Source organism: Zestomonas insulae (assembly GCF_016901015.1).
Taxonomy (GTDB): Bacteria; Pseudomonadota; Gammaproteobacteria; order Pseudomonadales; family Pseudomonadaceae; genus Aquipseudomonas; species Aquipseudomonas insulae.
Genome location: NZ_JAFEUP010000007.1, coordinates 100,991 through 121,987, shown reverse-complemented (window position 1 = coordinate 121,987; position 20,997 = coordinate 100,991). Strand labels below are relative to the sequence as shown.

The 20,997-nt window shown below is 66.5% G+C and carries 20 protein-coding genes; 14 read left to right on the top strand and 6 right to left on the bottom strand.

Annotation, left to right across the window (positions count from 1 at the left end; all coding sequences use genetic code 11):
- The first annotated feature begins 112 nt into the window (after positions 1 to 112).
- Entirely contained in the window at positions 113 to 604 is a 492-nt protein-coding gene (locus tag JQX08_RS21270) for a disulfide bond formation protein B (protein WP_205350454.1), read from the top strand.
- A gap of 282 nt (positions 605 to 886) precedes the next feature.
- Positions 887 to 1,354 carry a sigma D regulator gene (gene rsd / locus JQX08_RS21265; protein ID WP_205350453.1) on the top strand — a complete coding sequence of 156 codons (468 nt, stop codon included), beginning with the start codon at positions 887 to 889 and terminating at the stop codon, positions 1,352 to 1,354.
- Positions 1,355 to 1,363: 9 nt separating this feature from the next.
- Here the strand turns inward: rsd and JQX08_RS21260 are convergent, their stop codons facing one another.
- Positions 1,364 to 2,014, bottom strand: a complete 651-nt coding sequence (locus JQX08_RS21260; RefSeq protein WP_205350452.1) for an FKBP-type peptidyl-prolyl cis-trans isomerase — start codon at positions 2,012 to 2,014, stop codon at positions 1,364 to 1,366.
- A 116-nt stretch (positions 2,015 to 2,130) separates the two neighbouring features.
- Here JQX08_RS21260 and JQX08_RS21255 point away from each other — a divergent pair, with 116 nt between their 5' ends.
- Positions 2,131 to 3,264, top strand: coding sequence for an AlgP family protein (locus tag JQX08_RS21255; RefSeq protein ID WP_205350573.1), 1,134 nt, complete (start codon positions 2,131 to 2,133; stop codon positions 3,262 to 3,264).
- Here JQX08_RS21255 and JQX08_RS21250 read toward each other — a convergent pair.
- Positions 3,261 to 3,725: a TIGR02444 family protein gene (locus JQX08_RS21250; protein ID WP_205350451.1), complete on the bottom strand. Its 465-nt coding sequence runs from the start codon at positions 3,723 to 3,725 to the stop codon at positions 3,261 to 3,263. The two genes, JQX08_RS21255 and JQX08_RS21250, sit on opposite strands and share 4 nt — an antisense overlap.
- Positions 3,726 to 3,775: 50 nt before the next feature.
- On the opposite strand from JQX08_RS21250, the gene JQX08_RS21245 reads away from it, so the two are divergent.
- The 6 genes from JQX08_RS21245 (at position 3,776) to JQX08_RS21220 (ending at position 10,282) form a co-directional block, all read left to right on the top strand.
- Positions 3,776 to 5,689, top strand: coding sequence for an ATP-binding cassette domain-containing protein (locus JQX08_RS21245; protein WP_205350450.1), 1,914 nt, complete (start codon positions 3,776 to 3,778; stop codon positions 5,687 to 5,689).
- The gene (locus JQX08_RS21240) at positions 5,689 to 6,267 is read left to right on the top strand and encodes a mechanosensitive ion channel family protein (protein WP_205350449.1); all 579 of its coding nucleotides are present in this window, start codon (positions 5,689 to 5,691) and stop codon (positions 6,265 to 6,267) included. Before JQX08_RS21245 ends, JQX08_RS21240 begins: the two co-directional genes overlap by 1 nt.
- A 3-nt stretch (positions 6,268 to 6,270) precedes the next feature.
- Positions 6,271 to 7,038, top strand: a complete 768-nt coding sequence (locus JQX08_RS21235; RefSeq protein ID WP_205350448.1) for a TerC family protein — start codon at positions 6,271 to 6,273, stop codon at positions 7,036 to 7,038.
- 83 nt (positions 7,039 to 7,121) lie between these two features.
- Positions 7,122 to 7,751, top strand: coding sequence for a homoserine/homoserine lactone efflux protein (rhtB, locus tag JQX08_RS21230; protein ID WP_205350447.1), 630 nt, complete (start codon positions 7,122 to 7,124; stop codon positions 7,749 to 7,751).
- Between the two features lie 117 nt (positions 7,752 to 7,868).
- Positions 7,869 to 9,749 (top strand): FTR1 family protein, encoded by a 1,881-nt coding sequence (locus JQX08_RS21225; protein WP_205350446.1) that lies wholly within the window; start codon positions 7,869 to 7,871, stop codon positions 9,747 to 9,749.
- Positions 9,750 to 9,823: 74 nt separating this feature from the next.
- Complete coding sequence (locus JQX08_RS21220; RefSeq protein WP_205350445.1) at positions 9,824 to 10,282, top strand: YaiI/YqxD family protein; 459 nt, start codon at positions 9,824 to 9,826, stop codon at positions 10,280 to 10,282.
- Positions 10,283 to 10,363: 81 nt separating this feature from the next.
- On the opposite strand, the gene JQX08_RS21215 is transcribed toward JQX08_RS21220, so the two are convergent.
- Positions 10,364 to 10,834 carry a thioesterase family protein gene (locus tag JQX08_RS21215; protein WP_205350444.1) on the bottom strand — a complete coding sequence of 157 codons (471 nt, stop codon included), beginning with the start codon at positions 10,832 to 10,834 and terminating at the stop codon, positions 10,364 to 10,366.
- Positions 10,835 to 10,899: 65 nt separating this feature from the next.
- Positions 10,900 to 11,559: an isoprenoid biosynthesis glyoxalase ElbB gene (gene elbB, locus JQX08_RS21210; RefSeq protein WP_205350443.1), complete on the bottom strand. Its 660-nt coding sequence runs from the start codon at positions 11,557 to 11,559 to the stop codon at positions 10,900 to 10,902.
- Positions 11,560 to 11,810: 251 nt separating this feature from the next.
- On the opposite strand from elbB, the gene JQX08_RS21205 reads away from it, so the two are divergent.
- Entirely contained in the window at positions 11,811 to 13,049 is a 1,239-nt protein-coding gene (locus JQX08_RS21205) for a sterol desaturase family protein (RefSeq protein WP_205350442.1), read from the top strand.
- On the opposite strand, the gene JQX08_RS21200 is transcribed toward JQX08_RS21205, so the two are convergent.
- Positions 13,046 to 13,633, bottom strand: a complete 588-nt coding sequence (locus JQX08_RS21200) for a DedA family protein (protein WP_205350441.1) — start codon at positions 13,631 to 13,633, stop codon at positions 13,046 to 13,048. The two genes, JQX08_RS21205 and JQX08_RS21200, sit on opposite strands and share 4 nt — an antisense overlap.
- 230 nt (positions 13,634 to 13,863) lie before the next feature.
- Between JQX08_RS21200 and hemB the strand changes: the two genes are divergently transcribed.
- Together hemB and ppk1 are read left to right on the top strand one after the other, a co-directional pair.
- Positions 13,864 to 14,877, top strand: a complete 1,014-nt coding sequence (hemB, locus tag JQX08_RS21195; protein ID WP_205350440.1) for a porphobilinogen synthase — start codon at positions 13,864 to 13,866, stop codon at positions 14,875 to 14,877.
- A gap of 20 nt (positions 14,878 to 14,897) precedes the next feature.
- Entirely contained in the window at positions 14,898 to 17,138 is a 2,241-nt protein-coding gene (gene ppk1, locus JQX08_RS21190; RefSeq protein WP_205350439.1) for a polyphosphate kinase 1, read from the top strand.
- 37 nt (positions 17,139 to 17,175) lie between these two features.
- On the opposite strand, the gene ppx is transcribed toward ppk1, so the two are convergent.
- Positions 17,176 to 18,678, bottom strand: coding sequence for an exopolyphosphatase (ppx, locus tag JQX08_RS21185; protein WP_205350438.1), 1,503 nt, complete (start codon positions 18,676 to 18,678; stop codon positions 17,176 to 17,178).
- Positions 18,679 to 19,025: 347 nt separating this feature from the next.
- Between ppx and trxA the strand changes: the two genes are divergently transcribed.
- Both trxA and rho read left to right on the top strand, forming a co-directional pair.
- Entirely contained in the window at positions 19,026 to 19,352 is a 327-nt protein-coding gene (trxA, locus tag JQX08_RS21180; protein ID WP_205350436.1) for a thioredoxin TrxA, read from the top strand.
- Between the two features lie 233 nt (positions 19,353 to 19,585).
- The gene (gene rho, locus JQX08_RS21175; protein WP_205350433.1) at positions 19,586 to 20,845 is read left to right on the top strand and encodes a transcription termination factor Rho; all 1,260 of its coding nucleotides are present in this window, start codon (positions 19,586 to 19,588) and stop codon (positions 20,843 to 20,845) included.
- Positions 20,846 to 20,997 lie beyond the last annotated feature (152 nt).

The window sequence follows — 20,997 nt, the reverse complement described above, 5'->3', positions numbered from 1 at the left end:
CGCACCGCCCTGCGCTGCGGCACAGGGCGGCCTGGCCGGCGCCATGCAGCTTGTAAGCGCCGCGCCGTTTCCTCTACCGTAACCACCTTTTCCAGCCTGCTTCGGAGATGTCATGTCGCTGGCCCGTCCGCGTTCCCTGTTCCTTCTCGGTTTCCTCGGTTGCCTGGCGTTGATGGGCGTGGCCCTCTACCTCGAGCATGCGGTCGGCCTGAAGCCCTGCCCGCTGTGCATCGTGCAGCGCATCTGCGTGATCGCCTTCGGCCTGTTCTGCCTGATCGCCGCCGTGCATGGCCCGGCACGCACCGGCCAGCGCGTGTATGCCAGCCTGGCGCTGCTCAGCGCCGCCGCGGGCGCGGCCACCGCCGGCCGTCAGGTCTGGTTGCAGAGCGTGCCGGCCGATCAGTTGCCGTCCTGCCTGCCGAGCCTGGAATACATGATGGATGCACTGCCACTGCAGGAGATCGTGCGGTTGTTCCTGCACGGCACCGCCGACTGCGCGGAAGTGACCTGGACGCTGTTCGGCCTGAGCATCCCCGAGTGGAGTCTGCTGGCCTTCGCCGCGATGATTTTGTTCGCCCTGTTCCAGTTGCTGCGGCGCGCCTGAATTCCGGCGCAGGCCCTGCGGCGCGGCGTTTACGGGGTGTCTGCCGGAATGCTGGCACTCTGCTGCAGCTCAGGCGGCATGCGGTATAGGGGTCAAACGTACGTATGAACTTTTTCGCCATGATGCCTTGAAGCGGATAGCCGGCGGGCATACTCTGGCCTGCACGTCCCGCCGGAAACTCGCCGTTTTGCGGGGCCTTCCCATGACTTCAGCACCGAATGACAGAAAAGCGTCTCGGAGCGGACGTACAACAGCACTATCGATGAGGGAAGAGAGGTCATCATGCTCGAGAGTTGTCAGAACGCCCAAGAGCGTTGGGGTGGGGTCAACCAGTTGATCGACCGCTGGCTGCAAGAACGCCAGGACCTGGTCAAATCCTATGCTGCCCTGCAACAGAACTCCCAGTCATCGACCAACGAACTGCATCAGCATTTCTGCGAGTTGCTGGTGGACTATGTGTCGGCTGGGCACTTCGAGGTCTACGAACAGTTGAATGGCGAGGCCAAGGCCTTCGGCGATCAGCGCGGCCTGGAACTGGCCAAGCAGATCTACCCGCGCATCGAAGCCATCACCGAAGCCGCGCTGGCCTTCAACGACCGATTCGACAACGGCGACTGCCGCGACAACTTGACGGTGAGCGCCGAATTGAAGCGCCTCGGTCAGTTGCTGCACGAGCGTTTCGAGCTGGAAGACTGCCTGATCGAAGTGCTGCACAAATCGCACAAGGATGGCGTGGCGGTCGCGCAGTAAGCGCGCCGCTCACTTGCCGACCTCGAGCAACTCGATCTCGAATACCAAGGGCGCATAGGGCGGAATCAGATCGCCTGCGCCTTCCGCGCCGTAAGCCTGGGCCGAGGGGATCACCACCCGCCATTTGGCCCCGCGTGGCATCTCCTGTAGCGCAGTGCGCCAGCCGGCGATCACGCTGTCCAGGCGGAACCATTGCGGTGCTTCGCTGGCATCGAACTGGCTGCCGTCCGCCAACCATCCTACATAACGCACCTGCACCCGACTGTTCGCAGTCGGCGTGGCGCCTTGGCCGGCGCGGAGTTCGCTGCGCAGCACGCCGCCCGCCAGTTCACGCACCCCGGGTTTGGCTTTTTCGTTGGCCAGAAAACGTCGCTCGGCGGCCTGCGCCTGGTCGCGGCTGGCGTCATGCTGGGCGCGTTCGAGCTGTGCTTCGTGAGTGCTGAGCAGTTGCTCGATGCGCTGTTCGTCGAGGCGCAGCGCCTCGCCGCGATAGGCCGCGCGCAGGCCGGCGATCAGCTCGTCGAGCGGCAGGTCGGGCACTTCGTGCTGCAGGCGTTCGCCCAGTCTGGCGCCGAGGCTGTAGGCCAGATCGCGCGGCTCATCGGCGGCCTGCAGCAGCGGGGCGAAGAGGGCAAGGCAGAGGAGCAGAGGACGGCGCATGGCAACTTCTCGAGGGGCGATGTGGCGGCGATTATGCCAGCGCGATGCGCCGGAGTTGGCGACCCGGCAGTCGGCGGTCTAGTATCTGGCGCACCAATGTCCGCCAGGAGGCAGTCATGTCGTCCAATAAGAAAGCCGTGTCCACCCCTTTGCATCTGCTCCAACAACTCTCGGGCAGCCTGCTCGAGCATCTGCAAAATGCCTGCTCCCAGGCGCTGGTCGATGCTGAAAAGCTGCTGACCAAACTGGAGAAGCAACGCGGCAAGGCGCAGGAGAAACTGCACAAGTCGCGCAGCAAGGTGCAGGACGCGGCCAAGGCCGGCAAGTCCAAGGCACAAGCCAAGGCCAAGCAAGTAGTCGGCGAGCTGGAAGACCTGCTCGACGAACTGAAGGCCCGCCAGGCGGAGACTCGCAACTACATCGCTCAGCTCAAGCGTGACGCTCAGGAAAGTCTGAAGTTGGCGCAAGGCGTGGGCAAGGTGCGTGAAGCAGTGGGCAAGGCACTGGCCAGTCGCGCCGCAGTGAAGCCAGCGGCTGCCAAACCAGTGGCGAAAAAGCCGGCCGCCAAACCGGCGGTGAAAGCGGCCGCGAAACCCGCCGCCAAGCCTGCGGCGAAACCGGTGGCCAAGGCCGCGGCGAGCAAGCCGGTGGCTAAGCCAGCTGCCAAGCCAGCAGCGAAACCTGCCGCGAAAGCGGCCGCCGCCAAGCCGGCTGCGAGCAAGCCCGCGGCCAAACCTGCGTCGGTTAAACCGGCTGCCAAAGCACCGGCTAAACCGGCGAGCAAGCCCGCCGCGGCCAAAGCCCCGGCGAAACCGGTGGCCAAGGCTGCCGCCAAGCCTGCGGCGAAACCGGCAGCGAAGCCTGTCGCCAAACCGGTAGCCGCGAAAGCGGCGAGCAAACCAGCCGCCAAACCGGCCGCGAAGCCAGCCAGCAAGCCAGTCGCCGCGAAGCCTGCCGCCAAACCTGCGGCCGCGAAACCGGCCAGCAAACCGACTGCGGTGAAGCCCGCAAGCAAACCGGTTGCGGCCAAGCCGGCGGCGAAGCCCGCCGCGGCCAAACCGGCCAGCAAGCCCGCCGCCAAGCCCGCTGCGAAACCAGCGGTGAAGAAGCCGGCAGCCAAGCCGGCGGTCGCCGCCAAGCCGACGCCGGTGGCACCGGCAGCAACGCCTGCCACACCGGCCGTTCCGGCACCGGCGGCGCCGGCCGCCAGCAGCGCCAACGGCAGCGTCGCGCCAAACAGCGCGTCCTAAGCCAGTCCCAGTGCGCCGCGCAGCGTCTGCAGCGCGGCGCACTGTTGTTCTCCGGCCGCTCCGGCCAGCACCTTCAGCCAATCGTCTGTCCCACTGGCCGCATCGCTTGGCCAGGGTTGCGTCGTGCTTTCCAGCTGCAACAGCAGCTGACGCTCGGCGGCCAGTTCTAGGGCCTTGAGCTGTTCGCGCAAACCGTGCAAACCCGCATCCGACTCGCTCGCCGCGCGCCAGGCCTGGCGGGTCGCACGCAGTGGTGCGATCACCGTGCGCTGCCAGGGCTCGGCAATCTCCTGCAACTGTTCCGCGCGGGCCGGGCTGCACGCCACTTCGCGTTGGCTCAGCCAGGCGCCGGCCAACAGCAGGCAGACATCCGCACCGGCTTCCTGCAATTGCAGGCACGCCGACTCGACGCCGTCGCGTTCGTAGAAATGAATGGCAAAACTCCACAGGTCAGAAGGCATGGGGCGGTCCGGGCGATAGGGCAGGGAAGCTGATAGACTCCGCCGCCATTATGATCCGACTGCAAAATCTCACATTACAGCGTGGCCCGCAGCGTCTTCTCGAAGGCGCCGAGCTGACCCTGCACGCCGGCCAGAAAGTTGGCCTGATTGGCGCCAACGGCGCCGGCAAATCCAGCCTGTTCGCCCTGCTGCGCGGTGAGCTGGGCCCCGACGCCGGTGATTGCCAACTGCCCGCCGATTGGCGCATCGCCCACATGCGCCAGGAGATCGACACGCTCGAGCGCCTGGCGGTCGACTATGTGCTCGACGGCGACCTGGCGCTGCGCCGCGTGCAGGCCGAGCTGGCCAGCGCCGAGGCGGCGCACGACGGCAGCGCGGTGGCGCGCCTGCATGCCGAGCTGGACAGCGTCGACGGCTACAGTGCCGATGCACGCGCGCGCAAGCTGCTCGCCGGGCTGGGCTTCAGCCACGAGCAGATGGATCGTCGCGTCGGCGACTTCTCCGGTGGCTGGCGTATGCGTCTGAACCTGGCGCAGGCGCTGATGTGCCCGTCCGAGCTGTTGCTGCTCGACGAGCCGACCAACCACCTCGACCTCGACGCCATCCTGTGGCTCGAGGACTGGCTGAAGAGCTATCCCGGCACGCTGCTGCTGATCTCCCACGACCGCGATTTCCTCGACAGCGTGGTCAACCATGTGGCGCACCTCGAGCAGCGCAAGCTGACCCTCTACCGCGGCGGCTACTCCGCCTTCGAGCGCGCCCGCGCCGAGCGCCTGGCGCAGCAGCAGGTCGCCTACGAGAAGCAGCAGGCGCAGCGCGCGCACATGGAAAAGTACATCGCCCGTTTCAAGGCGCAGGCGACCAAGGCCCGCCAGGCGCAGAGCCGCATCAAGGCGCTGGAGCGCCTCGAGGAACTGGCCCCGGCGCATGTCGATTCGCCGTTCGACTTCACTTTTCGCGAGTCGGACAAGGTCTCCACACCGTTGCTCAGCCTGAGTGAAGGGCGTCTCGGCTATGGCGACAAGACGGTGCTCGACAAGCTCAAGCTGAGCCTCGCGCCCGGCGCGCGCATCGGCCTGCTGGGGCCCAACGGCGCCGGCAAGTCGACCCTGATCAAGACCCTCGCCGGTGAGCTGGAGCCGCTCGGCGGCCGGCTGCAGCGCGGCGAGAACCTCGCCATCGGCTACTTCGCCCAGCACCAGCTCGACGCCCTCGACGACCAGGCCAGCCCGCTGCTGCACCTGCAGCGCATCGCCCCGGCCGAGCGCGAGCAGACCCTGCGTGACTTCCTTGGCGGCTTCGATTTCCGCGGTCCGCGCTGCGACGAGCCGGTGCTGAATTTCTCCGGTGGTGAGAAGGCGCGCCTGGCTCTGGCGCTGATCGCCTGGGAAAAGCCCAACCTGCTGCTGCTCGATGAACCGACCAACCACCTCGACCTGGAGATGCGCCTGGCGCTGACCATGGCCCTGCAGGAGTTCGCTGGCGCGGTGCTAGTGGTGTCGCACGATCGGCACCTGCTGAAGAGCACCACCGATGAATTCCTGCTGGTCGCCGAAGGCCGCGTGGTGGAGTTCGAGGGCGACCTCGACGACTACGCACGCTGGCTGATCGACTACCGCAGCCGCCAGCAGCCGAGCAGCGCGCCGTCACCCGGCGCCGCCGACAAGACCGACAAGCGCGCCCAGCGCCAGGCCGCCGCCGCGCTACGCCAGCAACTGGCGCCGCACAAGAAACAGGCCGACAAGCTAGAACAGGACCTCGGCATGCTGCACCAGCAGCTGGCGACCCTGGAAACCCGGCTGGGTGACAGTGCGCTGTACGAGGCGGCACGCAAGGACGAGCTGCGTGAACTGCTCGCCGAGCAAAGCCGCCTGAAAAGCCGCGAGGGCGAACTGGAGGAGGCCTGGCTGGAAGCGCTGGAGACGCTCGAAGCGTTGCAGCAGCAGCTGGCGGCGACCGAATAATGGACGACCTGCAACTGCTCATGACCTGGAGCGAGCCGCTGCTGCGAGCCGCCCAGGTAATCCTGATCCTGCTGCTGGCCTGGCTGGTGCAGCGCTTCGTCACGCGTGGCATCAGCCGCCTCGGCGGGCGCTATCCGCAGTTGCCGCAGGAGCTGCTGTTGCCGCTGCGCGGCGGCTTGCGCTGGCTGATCATGGGCAGCGCCTTCATGCTCGTGCTGGAGCGCCTCGGGGTCTCCGCCGAAGTGCTGTGGACCGCGCTGACCGGCTTCGCCGCCGTGGCCGCGGTGGCCTTCTTCGCGATCTGGAGCGTGCTCTCCAACCTGTTCTGCGCCGTGCTGATCTTCGCCCTCGGCCCGTTCCGCCTCGGCGATGTGGTCGAGGTGGTGGAGAGCGGCGACAAGGTCGGCGTGAAGGGCCGGGTGGTCAGCATCAACCTGTTCTACACCACGCTCGCCGATGTCAGCGAAGGCAATGCTGGCGCGCTGATTCAGATTCCCAACAGCCTGTTCTTTCAGAAGGCTGTGCGCCGCTGGCGCGGACCGGATTTCCCTACCTTCAACCGACCCAACGAGAACTAAAACATGGAATGGCTCGCTGACCCGCAACTCTGGGTTGCTTTCCTGACACTGACTGCTCTGGAAATCGTCCTCGGCATCGACAACATCATTTTCATCTCCATCCTGGTCGGCCGCCTGCCGGTGGCCCAGCAGCCGAAGGCGCGCTTCTTCGGCCTGGCCCTGGCGATGGGCACGCGCATCCTGCTGCTGCTGTCGATCACCTGGGTGATGCGCCTGACCGCCGACCTGTTCACGGTGTTCGAGCACGGCGTGTCCGGACGCGACCTGATCCTGTTCTTCGGCGGCCTGTTCCTGCTGTTCAAGAGCACCATGGAGATCTGGCACAGTCTGGAAGGCGCCGAGGAAGCTCAGCAGAGCGGCGGCAAGGCAGCCGGCTTCATGGGTATCATCGTGCAGATCGCGATCATCGACATCGTGTTCTCCCTCGACTCGGTGATCACCGCGGTCGGCCTGGTGCAGAACGTGCCGGTGATGGTCGCCGCGATCGTCATCTCGGTGGCCGTGATGATGCTCTCCGCCGGCACCATCAGCGCGTTCATCGACAAGCACCCGTCGCTGAAGATGCTCGCCCTGTCGTTCCTCATCGTGGTCGGTACCGTGCTGATCGCCGAGGCTTTCGAGGTGCACGTGCCGAAGGGTTACGTCTACTTCGCCATGGCCTTCTCGCTGGCGGTGGAGGCGATCAACATCCGCCTGCGCACCGCGCTGGCACGCCGTAACCAGGAGCCAGACGTCGAGCCGGTGAAACTGCGCAAGGGCTCGCCGGACTGACCGACGAGGCTGTGCGGCGTTACGTTCAAGGGGTAGGCTTAGCGGCCTGCCCCTTTTTCGTTCCGCTGTCCGAGGTACCCCCAATGGCCCTGCATACGTGGCTCGCCTTCTTCGTCGCCTGCTGGGTGATCAGCCTGTCGCCCGGCGCCGGGGCCATCGCCTCGATGTCCTGCGGCCTGCAGTACGGCTTCTGGCGCGGCTACTGGAACGCCCTGGGATTGCAGATCGGCCTGGCCGTGCAGATCGCCATCGTCGCCGCCGGCGTCGGCGCGCTGCTCGCCACCTCGGCGATGGCCTTCAGTCTGATCAAGTGGTTCGGTGTCGCCTACCTGGTGTTCCTGGCGATCCAGCAGTGGCGCGCCATTCCCGGCGAGATGCACGCCGATGCGCCGCGCCCGGTGGGCCGGCCGCTGACCCTGGTGGCGCGCGGTTTCCTGGTCAACGTCAGCAACCCCAAGGCGATTGTCTTCATGCTTGCGGTGCTGCCGCAGTTCATCGACCCGGCCGCGCCGCTGCTGGCGCAGTACCTGATCCTTGGCGTGACGATGATCTGCGTCGACCTGATTGTCATGGCCGGCTACACCGGCCTGGCCTCGCGGGTGCTGCGCGCGCTGCGTTCGCCGCGTCAGCAGCGACTCATGAACCGCACCTTCGCCGGGCTGTTCGTCGGTGCCGCCGCGCTGCTCGCCACGGTGCGCCGCGCCGCGGCGTGAGCAGGCTGGAGGGCTCCGCCGGCATGCCGGCGGGGCAGGCAATTTGTTTCAGACTGTTGCGATAATTCGTTAGGAAGATAACAATTACTGCTCATCTGTTCTCATTTGCGTTTGCTTATGCGCCCTCTTTCGCGGTTCCTTCCTTCGCTGTTCCTCGCCTTCTTCGCCCTCAGCAGCCTGGCCTTCGCCGCCGAGCCGCAGGAGCGTGCCGCCCAGGCGCTGCTGCGCCTCGACTACTTCGCGGCTGACTACCCGGCGGCCGTGACCGCCGGTGCGGATGGCCTCAGCCGCCAGCTCGCCGTGCTCAACGACTTGCACGGGCTGATCGCCGCGTTGCCGGCCACGCCGCAGCAGCCGGCGCTGCAGCGCGACCTCGCCGCGCTGCAGCAGGCTGCCCAGCAGCATCAGGACGCCGCGGCCGTGGCGCGCCAGGCCCGTCAGCTCAGCGCGCAGCTGGCGGCGGCCTATGAAGTCAGCCAGGCGCCGCTGATCACCCCCGATCCGACGCGGGGCGCGCCGCTGTATGCCCAGCACTGCGCGGTCTGCCACGGCGACGCGGGCGCCGGCGATGGCCCGGCCGGCATGGGCCTTGAACCGCCACCGGGCGATCTGCGCGCCGCCGCGCGGCTCGACCAGCTGAGCCTCTACGACCTGTTCGCCACCCTCGGCCAGGGCCTCGACGGCACCGACATGCCGGCCTTCGCCGACCAGCTCGACGAGCGTCAGCGCTGGGACCTGGCCAGCTACATCGCCAGCTTCAGCGCCGATCCGGCGGCCAAGGGAGCGAGCTTCGACCTCGCCGAACTGGCCCGTCAGACCCCGGCGGAAATCGCCGCCAGCCACGGCGGCGAGGCGCTCGCCGCGTTCCGTGCCCAGCGCGCCCAGCCGCCGCAGGTGCAGCGCGGGCCGAAGCAGCTGCTCGACTACACCGCCAGCACCCTGGACAAGAGCCTGGCGACCTACCGCGCCGGCGACCACGAGCAGGCCTACGACCTCTCGGTGGCCGCCTACCTGGAAGGCTTCGAGCTGGTCGAGAGCTCGCTCGACAACGTCGACGCCGAGCTGCGCAAGACCACCGAGAAGTCCCTGATGGCCTACCGGCAGGCGCTGCAGGATGGCCGTCCGGCCGATGAGGCGGCGCAGCTGCTGGCCACCGCCAAGGCCAAGCTGGCGGCGTCCGCCGAGTTACTCGGCGGCGATGGCCTGAGCCAGTCGCTGAGCTTTATCTCCAGCCTGCTGATCCTGGTCCGCGAAGGGCTGGAGGCGATCCTGGTGCTCGCCGCGATCCTCGCCTTCCTGCGCAACACCGGCCAGGAAGCGGCGACCCGCAGCGTGCACATCGGCTGGGGTCTGGCGATGGTCGCCGGCTTCGCCACCTGGGCGGTGGCCGCCTATTTCCTCAACATCGGTGGCGCGCAGCGCGAGCTGATGGAAGGCTGCACCGCGCTGTTCGCCGCGGTGATGGTGCTGTGGCTCGGCGTGTGGATGCACGATCGCCGGCATGCCGCGGCCTGGCAGGACTACATCAAGAGCAGCCTGCTCAGCGGCGGCGGGCGCTTCGGCTTCGCTTTGCTGGCGTTCTTCTCGGTGTACCGCGAACTGTTCGAGGTCATCCTGTTCTACGAGACCCTCTGGCTGCAGGCCGGCCCGGCCGGCCACGGCGCGGTGCTCGCCGGCGCCGGGGTGGCGGTGGTGCTGCTGATCGGCCTGGCCTGGGTGATCCTGCGCGGCTCGGCCAAGTTGCCGCTCGGCCTGTTCTTCAGCATCAACGCCGGGCTGCTCTGTGCCCTGTCGGTGGTGTTCGCCGGGCACGGCATCAAGGCGCTGCAGGAAGCCGGCGTGCTCGGCACCCACCCGGTGCCGTTCATCGAGTTCGACTGGCTGGGCATTCATCCCGATGCCTACTCGCTGAGCGCGCAGGCGCTGGCCCTGCTGGCTATCATCCTGCTCTACGGGCGCAGCAAGCTGGCCGAGCGCAAGCGCGCCGAAGCGGCCTGAGCCGCGTGGCTTGAGTCGACGGGCGGCCAGTTGCAGACTGGCCGCCCGTTTTCATTTGTGCGGAAGGTTGTGCCATGCGTGTGTGGATCGATGCCGACGCCTGCCCCAAGGCGGCCAAGGATCAGGTGGTCAAGTTCGCCCTCAAGCGCGGCTTCGAGGTGGTGCTGGTGGCCGGGCAGAGCCAGACCAAGCCGGCGTTCGCCTGCGTGCGCCTGATCGTGGTGCCGAGCGGCCCGGATGCCGCCGACGATTACCTGGTCGAGCACGCCGTGCAAGGTGAACTGGTGATCTGCAGCGACGTGCCGTTGGCCGACCGTCTGGTGAAGCAGGGCGTGGCTGCGCTCGATCCGCGCGGCAAGGAGTTCGACGAGCGCAACATGGGTGAGCGCCTGGCGGTGCGCAACCTGTTCACCGACCTGCGCGAACAGGGCCAGGTCGGCGGTGGTCAGGCCGCCTACAGCGAACGCGACAAGCAGACCTTCGCCAACGCCCTGGACCGCATCCTCACCCGGTTGGCCAAGGGCGCGGGGTAGGGCGCGGTTCGCGGCCATGGGCCGCTCCTGCAGGGGCGCGTATGTGGGAGCGGTCCATGACCGCGATGGCGGTTACGCGACTCAACCGCACAGATAGGTGCCGGTGCCGACCGCCACCAGCGTGCCGTCGTCGCTGTGCAGCTCCATGCGCACCACCGCGACCTTGTTGCCGGAGCGCAGCGGCAGTGCGGTGGCGGTGAAGCGCTGGCCGCGCCCGGGGCGCAGATAATCGATGCGCAGGTCGATGGTGCCGAGCTTGGACAGCCGCATCAGGCGTTCCGAACTGGGCAGATTCTGGTGATTGGCGAAGGCACCGATCAGCGCCATCGCCCCGCCGCAGACGTCGAGCAGCGAGGAGATCACCCCGCCGTGCAGGATGCCGTGGACGAAGTTGCCGATCAGCTCGGGCTTCATCGGCAGATGCATGGTCACCTGCTCGCTGGACAGCTCGCCGAGTTCGATGCCCAGCACCTGGTTGAACGGAATGCGTTGGAAGAAGCTGCTCACCGCCTGTTGCAGCTCGGCGGTCAGCACGAAGGACGATTCGGACATGGTCGGCAGCGCCTGGGTGTGGGGCAGGGTGCCGCTGCGCGGCGCGCAGCGGGCAAGGCAGCGGGTCAGGCCGAGGCCAGTTCGAGGACCCGGTCGACCAGCTTGTTGATCCCCGAAGCGGCCTCGCTGATCGACTGGGCGAGCATGTAGGCCGGGGTGGTGACCAGCTTGCGCTGGGCGTCCTCGACGATCTCGCCGACCAGGCACTCCTCGTGGCTGGCGCCCATCTGTTCCAGCGCCGCGGCGGTGTCGGCGTCGGTGCCGATGGTGCACAGCACGCCTTCGCCGTAGAAGCGCGCGGCCAGCGACGGGGCGATGCAGATCAGGCCGACCGGCTTGCCGGCGGCGGCGAACGCCTGGCCGAGCGCCAGCACGTCGGGTTGCACGGTGCAGTCGGCGCCGTTGACGGCGAAGTCCGAGAGGTTCTTCGCCGCACCGAAGCCGCCGGGCACGATCAGCGCGTCGAAGTCCTCGACCTTGGCCTCGCGCAGGTCCTTGATGTTGCCGCGCGCGATGCGTGCCGATTCGACCAGCACGTTGCGGCTTTCCGGCATTTCCTCGCCCGTCAGGTGATTGATCACGTGCAGCTGGGCGATGTTCGGCGCGAAGCACTGCACCTGGGCGCCGCGCTGGTCGAGGCGCAGCAGGGCGATCACGCTTTCGTGGATTTCGGCGCCGTCATAGACGCCGCAGCCGGACAGGATCACTGCGACTTTCTTGGTCATGGAATACTCCTGGTCATGGAACGCGCCGGGCGCGCGGGCACGGTCGCCGCGCGGGGTCTGGCGCCAAAGAATCGGGGCAGGCCGCTACTGGAGCATTTGCCGCGCGTAGCGGTCAAGCACGCATGGCACGGCGGATGTCGCCAAATGCCCCTTGGCCTGGCATACCGTGACCACGGCGCCAGCGCGCGACGGGCGTAGAATCGCCGGGACAAGACCGGCACTTCGATCCGGCGTGCAGACAGTGGTGAGCCATGAATTACGTCCTCTATGCAGTTCCGTTCTTCTTCCTGCTGATCGGCCTCGAGCTGCTCGCCGATCGCTGGCGCGGCATGCGCACCTACCGCCTGGCCGACGCGATCAACAGCCTCAGCGCCGGCGTGCTGTCGACCACCAGCGGCCTGCTGACCAAGGTGGTCGGCCTGCTCAGCTACAGCTTCGCCTGGCAGCACTGGGGACAATTCGAGCTGTCCGCCAGCAATCTGTGGGTGTGGCTGTTCGCCTTCGTCTTCTACGACTTCTGCTACTACTGGAACCACCGCCTCGGCCACGAGCGCAACGTGCTGTGGGCGGCGCATTCGGTGCATCACCAGAGCGAGGAGTACAACCTCAGCACGGCGCTGCGGCAGACCAGCACCGGCTTCCTGTTCGGCTGGATCTTCTACCTGCCGATGGCCCTGGTCGGCGTGCCGCCGCTGGTGTTCCTCACCGTGGCCTCGCTCAACCTGCTCTATCAGTTCTGGGTGCACACTCGCCACGTGCCGAAACTCGGCTGGTTCGAGTGGGTGTTCATCTCGCCGTCCAATCATCGCGTCCACCATGCGCAGAACCCTGTCTATATGGATCGCAACTACGGCGGCGTGTTCATCCTCTGGGACCGCCTGTTCGGCACCTTCCAGGAAGAGCTCGACGAGGAGCCGGTGGTGTTCGGAGTGACCACCCCGCTGCGCAGCTGGAACCCGCTGTGGGCCAACCTGCAGTTCTATGCGGTGCTCTGGCAGGACGCGGTGCGCGCCGGCTCCTGGTGGGACAAGCTGCGCATCTGGTTCATGCGCACCGGCTGGCGGCCGGCCGACGTCGCCGCGCAGTACCCGTTGGCCAAGTCGGACCTGGCCAACTTCGTCAAATTCGAGGTGTCGCTGGGGCGTGCGGCGAAGGTCTACGCGACCCTGCAGTTCGCCCTCTACGTGGTCGCCGGCACCTTCCTGCTGGGGGTGGCCGGCAATTGGCCGCTGACCGATCAGCTGCTCGGCTGGGGCTGGATGGCGTTCGGCCTGTACGTGCTCGGCACCTGGCTGGAGCGCCGGCCGTGGGCAGCCGGGCTGGAGTGCCTGCGTCTGCTGCTCAATGCTCCGCTGCTGTGGTGGGCGCAGCAGGCCGGCTGGTTGCCGGCGGGCGGCGAGGCGTGGAGCTTGCTGGCGCTGTACAGCCTGCTCAGCGTGCTCGGTCTGTACCTGCCGCGCCTCGGTCGGGCGGCGCTGCCAGCGGCCTAGCGCTGCTCGTCGCCGGGCTCGGCCGCGGCGGCTTCGCGGGCGGTGCGCAGGCGGCGGCGTAGCCAGAGCACCGCGCCGAGCGCGAGCAGCCCTCCGAGCACCCACAGCTCGTATTTCTTGACGTTGCCGAGCACGCCCTCGAGCACTGTGCCGAAGTGGAATGCGGCCAGGCCCAGGGCCAGCGCCCAGACGATCGCGCCGATGCCGTTGAGGATCAGGTAGCGCAGCGGTGGGTAGCCGGACAGACCGATCGCCACCGGCATCACCGTGCGCAGCCCGTAGACGAAGCGAAAGCTCAGCACCCACAGGTCCGGGTGCTTGTGCACGTAGCGCAATGCCTTGTCGCCCATGGCCTGCCACCGCGGCTTGCGGGCGAGGATCTCGCGGCCCTTGTGGCGACCCAGGTAGTACCACAGCTGGTCGCCGGCGTAGCTGCCGAAGAACGCCGTGGCGACCACCCAGTTGATGTCCATGTAACCGCGGAACGCCAGGAAGCCGGCCAGCACCAGAATGGTCTCGCCCTCGAAGAAGGTGCCGAGAAACAGGGCGAAATAGCCGAAGTCCTGCAGGAATTGTTGGAGCATCGTCAGCGCGGGCAGCGAAATGAACGCGCAGCCTAACCCGCGCCGCCCAATAGGGCAAAGCACACAACTGTGACTTGCGGTTAGCGAACGCGGTCGACCTGACAGGGGTAGCGCGGCAGGCCGGCGGCTGCGGCCTCCGGTCGCACCGGCGGCGCCACCTTCATACTTTCGTCATAATGGCCGCCTATAACTGTCACACTCGCCCGCCCGTGCGGGCCCTGGAGTCTGTCGTGAGCTTTACCCCCGCCAACCGCCTGTTCCCCGCCACCCGCCTGCGCCGCAACCGTCGTGATGAGTTTTCCCGCCGTTTGGTGCGCGAGAGCCGCCTCAGCGTCGACGACCTGATCCTGCCGGTGTTCGTCCTCGACGGCGAGAACCGCCGCGAGGAAGTGGCGTCGATGCCGGGCGTTGAGCGGCTGTCGATCGACCTGCTGCTCGAGGCGGCGGAGAAGTGGGTGGCGCTGGGCATTCCGGCGCTGGCGCTGTTCCCGGTCACGCCGCTGGACAAGAAGTCCCTCGACGGCGCCGAGGCGTGGAACCCGGAGGGCATCGCCCAGCGCGCGATCCGTGCCCTGCGTGCGCGCTTCCCGGAGCTGGGGGTGATCGCCGACGTGGCCCTCGACCCGTTCACCACCCACGGCCAGGACGGCATCCTCGATGACGACGGCTACGTGCAGAACGACATCACCGTCGACGCGCTGGTCAAGCAGGCGCTGTCGCACGCCGCCGCCGGCGCCCAGGTGGTCGCCCCGTCGGACATGATGGACGGCCGCATCCAGGCGATCCGCGAAGCGCTCGAACTGGCCGACCACAGCAACGTGCGCATCATGGCCTACTCGGCCAAGTACGCCAGCGCCTACTACGGGCCGTTCCGCGACGCGGTCGGCTCGGCGGCCAACCTCGGCAAGGCCAACAAGGCCAGCTACCAGATGGACCCGGCGAACAGCGACGAGGCGCTCCACGAAGTGGCCACCGACCTCGCCGAAGGCGCCGACATGGTGATGGTCAAGCCGGGCATGCCGTACCTCGACATCCTGCACCGGGTCAAAGCGGAATTTCGCGTGCCGACCTTTGTCTACCAGGTCAGCGGCGAGTACGCCATGCACATGGCGGCGATCCAGAACGGCTGGCTCAGCGAGGCGGTGATCCTCGAATCGCTGACCGCCTTCAAACGCGCCGGCGCCGATGGCATCCTCACTTACTTCGCCGCGCGTGCGGCTGAACTGTTGCAACAGGGGCACTAGTTCGCCCCGGGAAGGATTCGATGAATACCGCAGGACTCACTGATACGGATTTGAGCCAGGCCGAAGCCCTGGAGCCGGCCCTAATCGAGCAGCCGCTCGACGACGCCGAGACAGTCGCGCCGGCACCCGCCCCGGTGGCGGAGAGCGCCGCGGCGGAGCCGGTCGCGGCGCCGCTGGCGATCCCCAGCCTGGATGACAGCAGCCTGTACATCCATCGCGAGCTGTCGCAGCTGAAGTTCAATATCCGCGTGCTGGAGCAGGCGCTGGACGAGTCCTACCCGTTGCTCGAGCGGCTGAAGTTCCTGCTGATCTTCTCCAGCAACCTCGACGAATTTTTCGAGATCCGCGTCGCCGGGCTGAAGAAGCAGATCACCTTCGCCCGTGAGCAGGCCGGCGCCGACGGCCTGCAGCCGCATCAGGCGCTGGCGCGGATCAGCGAGCTGGTGCACGAGCAGGTCGGTCGCCAGTACGCAATCCTCAACGACGTGCTGTTCCCGGCGCTGGCCAAGCACCAGATCAACTTCATCCGCCGGCGCTTCTGGACTGCCAAGCTCAAGGCCTGGGTACGCCGCTACTTCCGCGACGAAATCGCGCCGATCATCACCCCGATCGGCCTCGACCCGACCCACCCGTTCCCCCTGCTGGTGAACAAGAGCCTGAACTTCATCGTCGAGCTGGAAGGCATCGACGCCTTCGGCCGCGACTCCGGTCTGGCGATCATCCCGGCGCCGCGCTTGCTGCCGCGCATCATCAAGGTGCCGGAAGAGATCAGCGGCCCGGGCGACAACTACGTGTTCCTCTCGTCGATGATCCACGCCCACGCCGACGACCTGTTCCCTGGGATGAAGGTCAAGGGTTGCTACCAGTTCCGCCTGACCCGCAACGCCGACCTGTCGGTGGACACCGAGGACGTCGAGGATCTGGCCCGCGCGCTGCGCGGCGAGCTGTTCTCGCGCCGTTACGGTGACGGCGTGCGCCTCGAGGTGGTCGACACCTGCCCGGCGCACCTGTCCGACTACCTGCTCAAGCAGTTCAACCTCAGCGACAGCGAGCTGTATCGGGTCAACGGCCCGGTCAATCTGACTCGCCTGTTCAGCATCACCGGCCTGGACAGCCATCCGGAGTTGCAGAACAAGCCGTTCACCCCGGTGATCCCCAAGCTGCTGCAGAACGCCGAGAACATCTTCAACGTGATCGGCAAGCAGGACGTGCTGCTGCTCCACCCGTTCGAGTCGTTCACCCCGGTGGTCGATCTGCTGCGCCAGGCCGCCAAGGACCCCAACGTGCTGGCGATCAAGCAGACCCTGTATCGCGCCGGGGCCAACTCGGAGATCGTCGACGCGCTGGTCGAGGCGGCGCGCAACGGCAAGGAGGTCACCGCGGTGATCGAATTGCGCGCGCGCTTCGACGAAGAGTCCAACCTGCAGCTGGCCAGCCGTCTGCAGGCCGCCGGCGCGGTGGTGATCTACGGCGTGGTCGGCTTCAAGACCCACGCCAAGATGATCCTCATCCTGCGCCGCGAGAACGGCGAGCTGCGCCGCTACGCGCACCTCGGCACCGGCAACTACCACGCCGGCAACGCCCGCCTGTACACCGACTACAGCCTGCTGACTGCCGACGTGGCGCTCGGCGAGGACGTCTCCAAGCTGTTCAGCCAGTTGATCGGCATGGGCAAGACGCTGCGCATGAAAAAGCTCCTGCATGCGCCGTTCACCCTGAAGAAGGGCATCCTCGACATGATCGCCCGCGAGACCCAGCACGCCAGCGAAGGCAAGCCGGCGCACATAATGGCCAAGTTCAACGCGCTGACCGATGCGAAGATCATCCGTGCGCTGTACAAGGCCAGTCAGGCCGGGGTGAAGATCGACCTGGTGGTGCGCGGCATGTGCTGCCTGCGTCCGGGCGTGCCGGGGGTGTCGCACAACATCCAGGTACGCTCGATCATCGGCCGTTTCCTCGAGCACACGCGCATCTACTACTTCCACAACGACGGCGACGAGCAGCTCTACCTGTCCAGCGCCGACTGGATGGAGCGCAACCTCGACAAGCGAGTCGAGACCTGTTTCCCGGTGGAAGGCAAGAAACTCATTCTGCGGGTGAAGAAGGAGCTCGAGGCCTACCTCAGCGACAACACCCACAGCTGGCAGCTGCAGCCCGACGGCCGCTACCTGCGCAACAGCCCGACCGGCAACCAGAACGCGCGCAACGCGCAGCAGGCGCTGTTCGACAAGCTCACCGCGCCGGTGATCAGCACCCGCTGAGGGGCAGGGCGGCGCGGGCGCAGGGCCCGCGCGGCGCTCAGTGCACGCTGAGGGTGAAGCCGATGCGCTTGAGCCAGTCGGCTTCCTGCTCGAAGTCGGCCTGGGTCAGCGGATTGGCCTGCAGCCAGCCGTCGGGGAACACCACATCGAGACTGTTGGCGCCGGCCTGCAGCTGCACCGCGGGCATTTCCTGGCCGCCACGGATGTGGTGGAAGAGGATCGCGAAGCGCAGCAGCACGCACAGGCGGATCAGCTGCTGGCCTTCGTCGCCGAACTCGTCGAAGCGATCCTTGGGGATGTTGCGCCGATGGCCGCGCACCAGCAGCGCCAGCATCAGCTGGTCCTGGCGCGAGAAACCGGCCAGGTCGGAGTGCTCGATCAGGTAGGCGCCGTGCTTGTGGTAGTGGTAGTGGGCGATGTCCAGGCCCAACTCGTGGACCCGCGCCGCCCAGCTGAGCAGCTCATGGTGCCAGGCGTCGTCCAGGCCCCAGGCCGCGGCGACCTTGTCCAGCGCCGAGAGCGCCTTGGCCTCGACCCGCGCGGCCTGTTCCTGATCGACGTGGTAGCGCTCCATCAGCGCGCCGAGGGTGCGTTCGCGCACATCCTCGTGGGAATGGCGGCCAAGCAGGTCGTATAGCACGCCTTCGCGCAGCGCACCTTCGCAGTGGTCCATGCGCTGCAGTTCCAGCGCATCGAAGATCGCTTCCATGATCGCCAGGCCGGCCGGGAAGATCGCCCGGCGGTCCGGCTTGATGCCGTCGAGGTCGAGCTTGTCGGCGTCGCCTAGCTTGAACAACTTGCGCTTCAGCCAGGCGATGCCGTCCGGGGTGATCTCGCCGCTGCCGAAGCCGCCGGCCTTGCTGGCCAGCCCGACTGCGCGGATGGTCCCGGAGGCGCCGATGGCTTCCTGCCAGGCCAGTCGACGCAGGCCCTGCTCGATGCCCATCAACTCGAGGCGTGCCGCGGTGTAGGCCTGGGCGTAGCGCGCCGGGGTGATCTTGCCGTCCTTGAAATAGCGCTGGGTGAAGCTCACGCAGCCCATCTGCAGGCTCTCGCGCAGCAGCGGCTCGAAGCGATAGCCGATGATGAACTCGGTGCTGCCGCCGCCGATGTCGACCACCAGGCGCTTGCCGGGGGTGTCGGCGAGGGTGTGCGAGACGCCGAGGTGGATCAGGCGCGCTTCTTCACGACCGGAGATGACTTCCACCGGGTGGCCGAGCACTTCCTCGGCGCGGCGGATGAACTCGCCGCGGTTGCGCGCCTCGCGCAGCGCGTTGGTGCCGACCACGCGCACCGAACCCTGCGGCAGACCGTTGATCAGTTGGGCGAAACGGCGCAGGCAGTCGAGGCCGCGCTGCATGGCGTCCTCGCTGAGCAGGCGCTGTTCGTCGATCCCGGCGGCCAGCTGCACCTTCTCCCCGAGCCGCTCCAGGATGCGAATCTCGCCGTGATCGGCCTTGGCCAGGACGATGTGGAAGCTGTTCGAGCCCAGATCGATGGCGGCGATGAGGGGGAAGTCTTTGACTGCGCTTTGCGGCATGGGCTGGGTCTCGATGCGGAACCGCGACATCCTGCCATGATAGGCCAGCAACGCCAACGCGAAGCGCGGTACGGGCGTACCGCTGGGCGGCGCGTCGTGGGCGGGGAGGTGACTGCGAGGGGGCACGGGCAGGGTCCGCAGGGCTCGGCAAACCGGGTTGCGACATTCTGCCGCGCGCTGTGTGACAGTCCCGTGGCGGCACCGTGCGTCAGCTTGCCAGGCTCCTCGGTTCGGCTTTATATGCAATGGAGGCCATAGCCAAGCTCAATCGCCGGCGCCTTTCGGCCACCGCCAAGCCGGGCTATGATGGCGCCACTTTTTGCTTCCGAGCCCCACGGAGAGATTTCATGAGCGAACTCATCACCAACGTCAGCGATTCCAGCTTCGACCAGGAAGTGCTCCAGGCGAATGGCCCGGTGCTGGTCGACTACTGGGCCGAGTGGTGCGGCCCGTGCAAGATGATCGCCCCGGTGCTGGACGAGATCGCCCAGACCTACCAAGGCAAACTGAAAGTCTGCAAGCTGAACATCGACGAAAACCAGGAAACCCCGCCGAAATACGGCGTGCGTGGTATCCCGACGCTGATGCTGTTCAAAGGCGGCAACGTCGAAGCGACCAAGGTCGGTGCGCTGTCGAAATCGCAGCTGGCAGCCTTCCTCGACGCCAATATCTAAAGCGTCGCCCAAAAGCCCCGCGCAATGCGGGGCTTTTTCATGGCGCAGAGACTAGACGGGCGCCTGATGGCGGTGCTAAATTCGGCCACGCAACGGTTTCTCCGCTGCCTTCCAAAAGCCGTCGTCGACGCACTCCTAACTCGAATAAGTACGCGATCCTGTCGCCTTCTTCCGCGACGCGGCCTTCTGAGCCCACGGCTCTCTCCCTCCCCCTTCATCATTACGTCATTCCTATGAATCTGACCGAACTCAAGCAAAAGCCGATTACCGAACTGCTGGAAATGGCCGAACAAATGGGCATCGAGAACATGGCCCGTTCGCGCAAGCAGGATGTGATCTTCGCCCTGCTCAAGAAGCACTCGAAAAGCGGTGAAGAAATTTCCGGTGACGGCGTGCTGGAGATCCTCCAGGACGGCTTCGGCTTTCTGCGCTCCGCCGACTCCTCGTACCTGGCCGGCCCGGACGACATCTATGTCTCGCCCAGCCAGATCCGCCGCTTCAACCTGCGTACCGGTGACACCATCGTCGGCAAGATCCGCCCGCCGAAAGAAGGCGAGCGTTACTTCGCCCTGCTCAAGGTCGACACGATCAACTTCGACCGCCCGGAAAACGCCAAGAACAAGATCCTGTTCGAGAACCTGACGCCGCTGTTCCCCAACAAGCGCCTGATCATGGAAGCCGGCAACGGCTCCACCGAGGACATCACCGGCCGGGTGATCGACCTCTGTGCCCCGATCGGCAAGGGCCAGCGCGGCCTGATCGTCGCCCCGCCGAAAGCCGGCAAAACGATCATGCTGCAGAACATCGCCGCCAACATCACTCGCAACAACCCCGAGTGCCACCTGATCGTTCTGCTGATCGACGAGCGCCCGGAAGAAGTAACCGAGATGCAGCGCACCGTGCGCGGCGAAGTGGTCGCCTCGACCTTCGACGAACCGCCGACCCGCCACGTGCAGGTCGCCGAAATGGTGATCGAGAAGGCCAAGCGCCTGGTCGAGCACAAGAAGGACGTGGTCATCCTGCTCGACTCCATCACCCGTCTGGCGCGCGCCTACAACACCGTGATCCCGAGCTCCGGCAAGGTCCTCACCGGTGGTGTCGACGCCCACGCCCTGGAGAAGCCGAAGCGCTTCTTCGGCGCCGCGCGCAACATCGAGGAAGGCGGCTCGCTGACCATCCTCGCCACCGCGCTGGTGGAAACCGGCTCGAAGATGGACGAAGTGATCTACGAGGAATTCAAGGGCACCGGCAACATGGAGCTGCCGCTGGACCGGCGCATCGCCGAGAAGCGTGTGTTCCCGGCGATCAACATCAACCGCTCCGGCACCCGCCGCGAAGAGTTGCTGACTGCCGAAGACGAGCTGCAGCGCATGTGGATTCTGCGCAAGCTGCTGCACCCGATGGACGAGATCGCCGCCATCGAGTTCCTCATCGACAAGCTGAAGGACACCAAGACGAACGACGAATTCTTCATGTCCATGAAGCGCAAATAGGAAGCTACTGCGCTCGGTCATGCGGCGTTAAAAATGGCTTCGGGATGCTCATTTACAGATGTAAATTCCGCTCCCTCGGCCATTTTTGCCTAGCCCGACCTTCGCTCGCTACGCTCCCGAACGTCCCATTGTCGTTCGCTAAAAGCCGGGGA

Coding starts and splice junctions, on each gene's coding strand:
- JQX08_RS21270 (WP_205350454.1), top strand. CDS start 113: ATGTCGCTGGCCCGTCCGCGTTCCCTGTTCCTTCTCGGTTTCCTCGGT.
- rsd (WP_205350453.1), top strand. CDS start 887: ATGCTCGAGAGTTGTCAGAACGCCCAAGAGCGTTGGGGTGGGGTCAAC.
- JQX08_RS21260 (WP_205350452.1), bottom strand. CDS start 2,014: ATGCGCCGTCCTCTGCTCCTCTGCCTTGCCCTCTTCGCCCCGCTGCTG.
- JQX08_RS21255 (WP_205350573.1), top strand. CDS start 2,131: ATGTCGTCCAATAAGAAAGCCGTGTCCACCCCTTTGCATCTGCTCCAA.
- JQX08_RS21250 (WP_205350451.1), bottom strand. CDS start 3,725: ATGCCTTCTGACCTGTGGAGTTTTGCCATTCATTTCTACGAACGCGAC.
- JQX08_RS21245 (WP_205350450.1), top strand. CDS start 3,776: ATGATCCGACTGCAAAATCTCACATTACAGCGTGGCCCGCAGCGTCTT.
- JQX08_RS21240 (WP_205350449.1), top strand. CDS start 5,689: ATGGACGACCTGCAACTGCTCATGACCTGGAGCGAGCCGCTGCTGCGA.
- JQX08_RS21235 (WP_205350448.1), top strand. CDS start 6,271: ATGGAATGGCTCGCTGACCCGCAACTCTGGGTTGCTTTCCTGACACTG.
- rhtB (WP_205350447.1), top strand. CDS start 7,122: ATGGCCCTGCATACGTGGCTCGCCTTCTTCGTCGCCTGCTGGGTGATC.
- JQX08_RS21225 (WP_205350446.1), top strand. CDS start 7,869: ATGCGCCCTCTTTCGCGGTTCCTTCCTTCGCTGTTCCTCGCCTTCTTC.
- JQX08_RS21220 (WP_205350445.1), top strand. CDS start 9,824: ATGCGTGTGTGGATCGATGCCGACGCCTGCCCCAAGGCGGCCAAGGAT.
- JQX08_RS21215 (WP_205350444.1), bottom strand. CDS start 10,834: ATGTCCGAATCGTCCTTCGTGCTGACCGCCGAGCTGCAACAGGCGGTG.
- elbB (WP_205350443.1), bottom strand. CDS start 11,559: ATGACCAAGAAAGTCGCAGTGATCCTGTCCGGCTGCGGCGTCTATGAC.
- JQX08_RS21205 (WP_205350442.1), top strand. CDS start 11,811: ATGAATTACGTCCTCTATGCAGTTCCGTTCTTCTTCCTGCTGATCGGC.
- JQX08_RS21200 (WP_205350441.1), bottom strand. CDS start 13,633: ATGCTCCAACAATTCCTGCAGGACTTCGGCTATTTCGCCCTGTTTCTC.
- ppk1 (WP_205350439.1), top strand. CDS start 14,898: ATGAATACCGCAGGACTCACTGATACGGATTTGAGCCAGGCCGAAGCC.
- ppx (WP_205350438.1), bottom strand. CDS start 18,678: ATGCCGCAAAGCGCAGTCAAAGACTTCCCCCTCATCGCCGCCATCGAT.
- trxA (WP_205350436.1), top strand. CDS start 19,026: ATGAGCGAACTCATCACCAACGTCAGCGATTCCAGCTTCGACCAGGAA.
- rho (WP_205350433.1), top strand. CDS start 19,586: ATGAATCTGACCGAACTCAAGCAAAAGCCGATTACCGAACTGCTGGAA.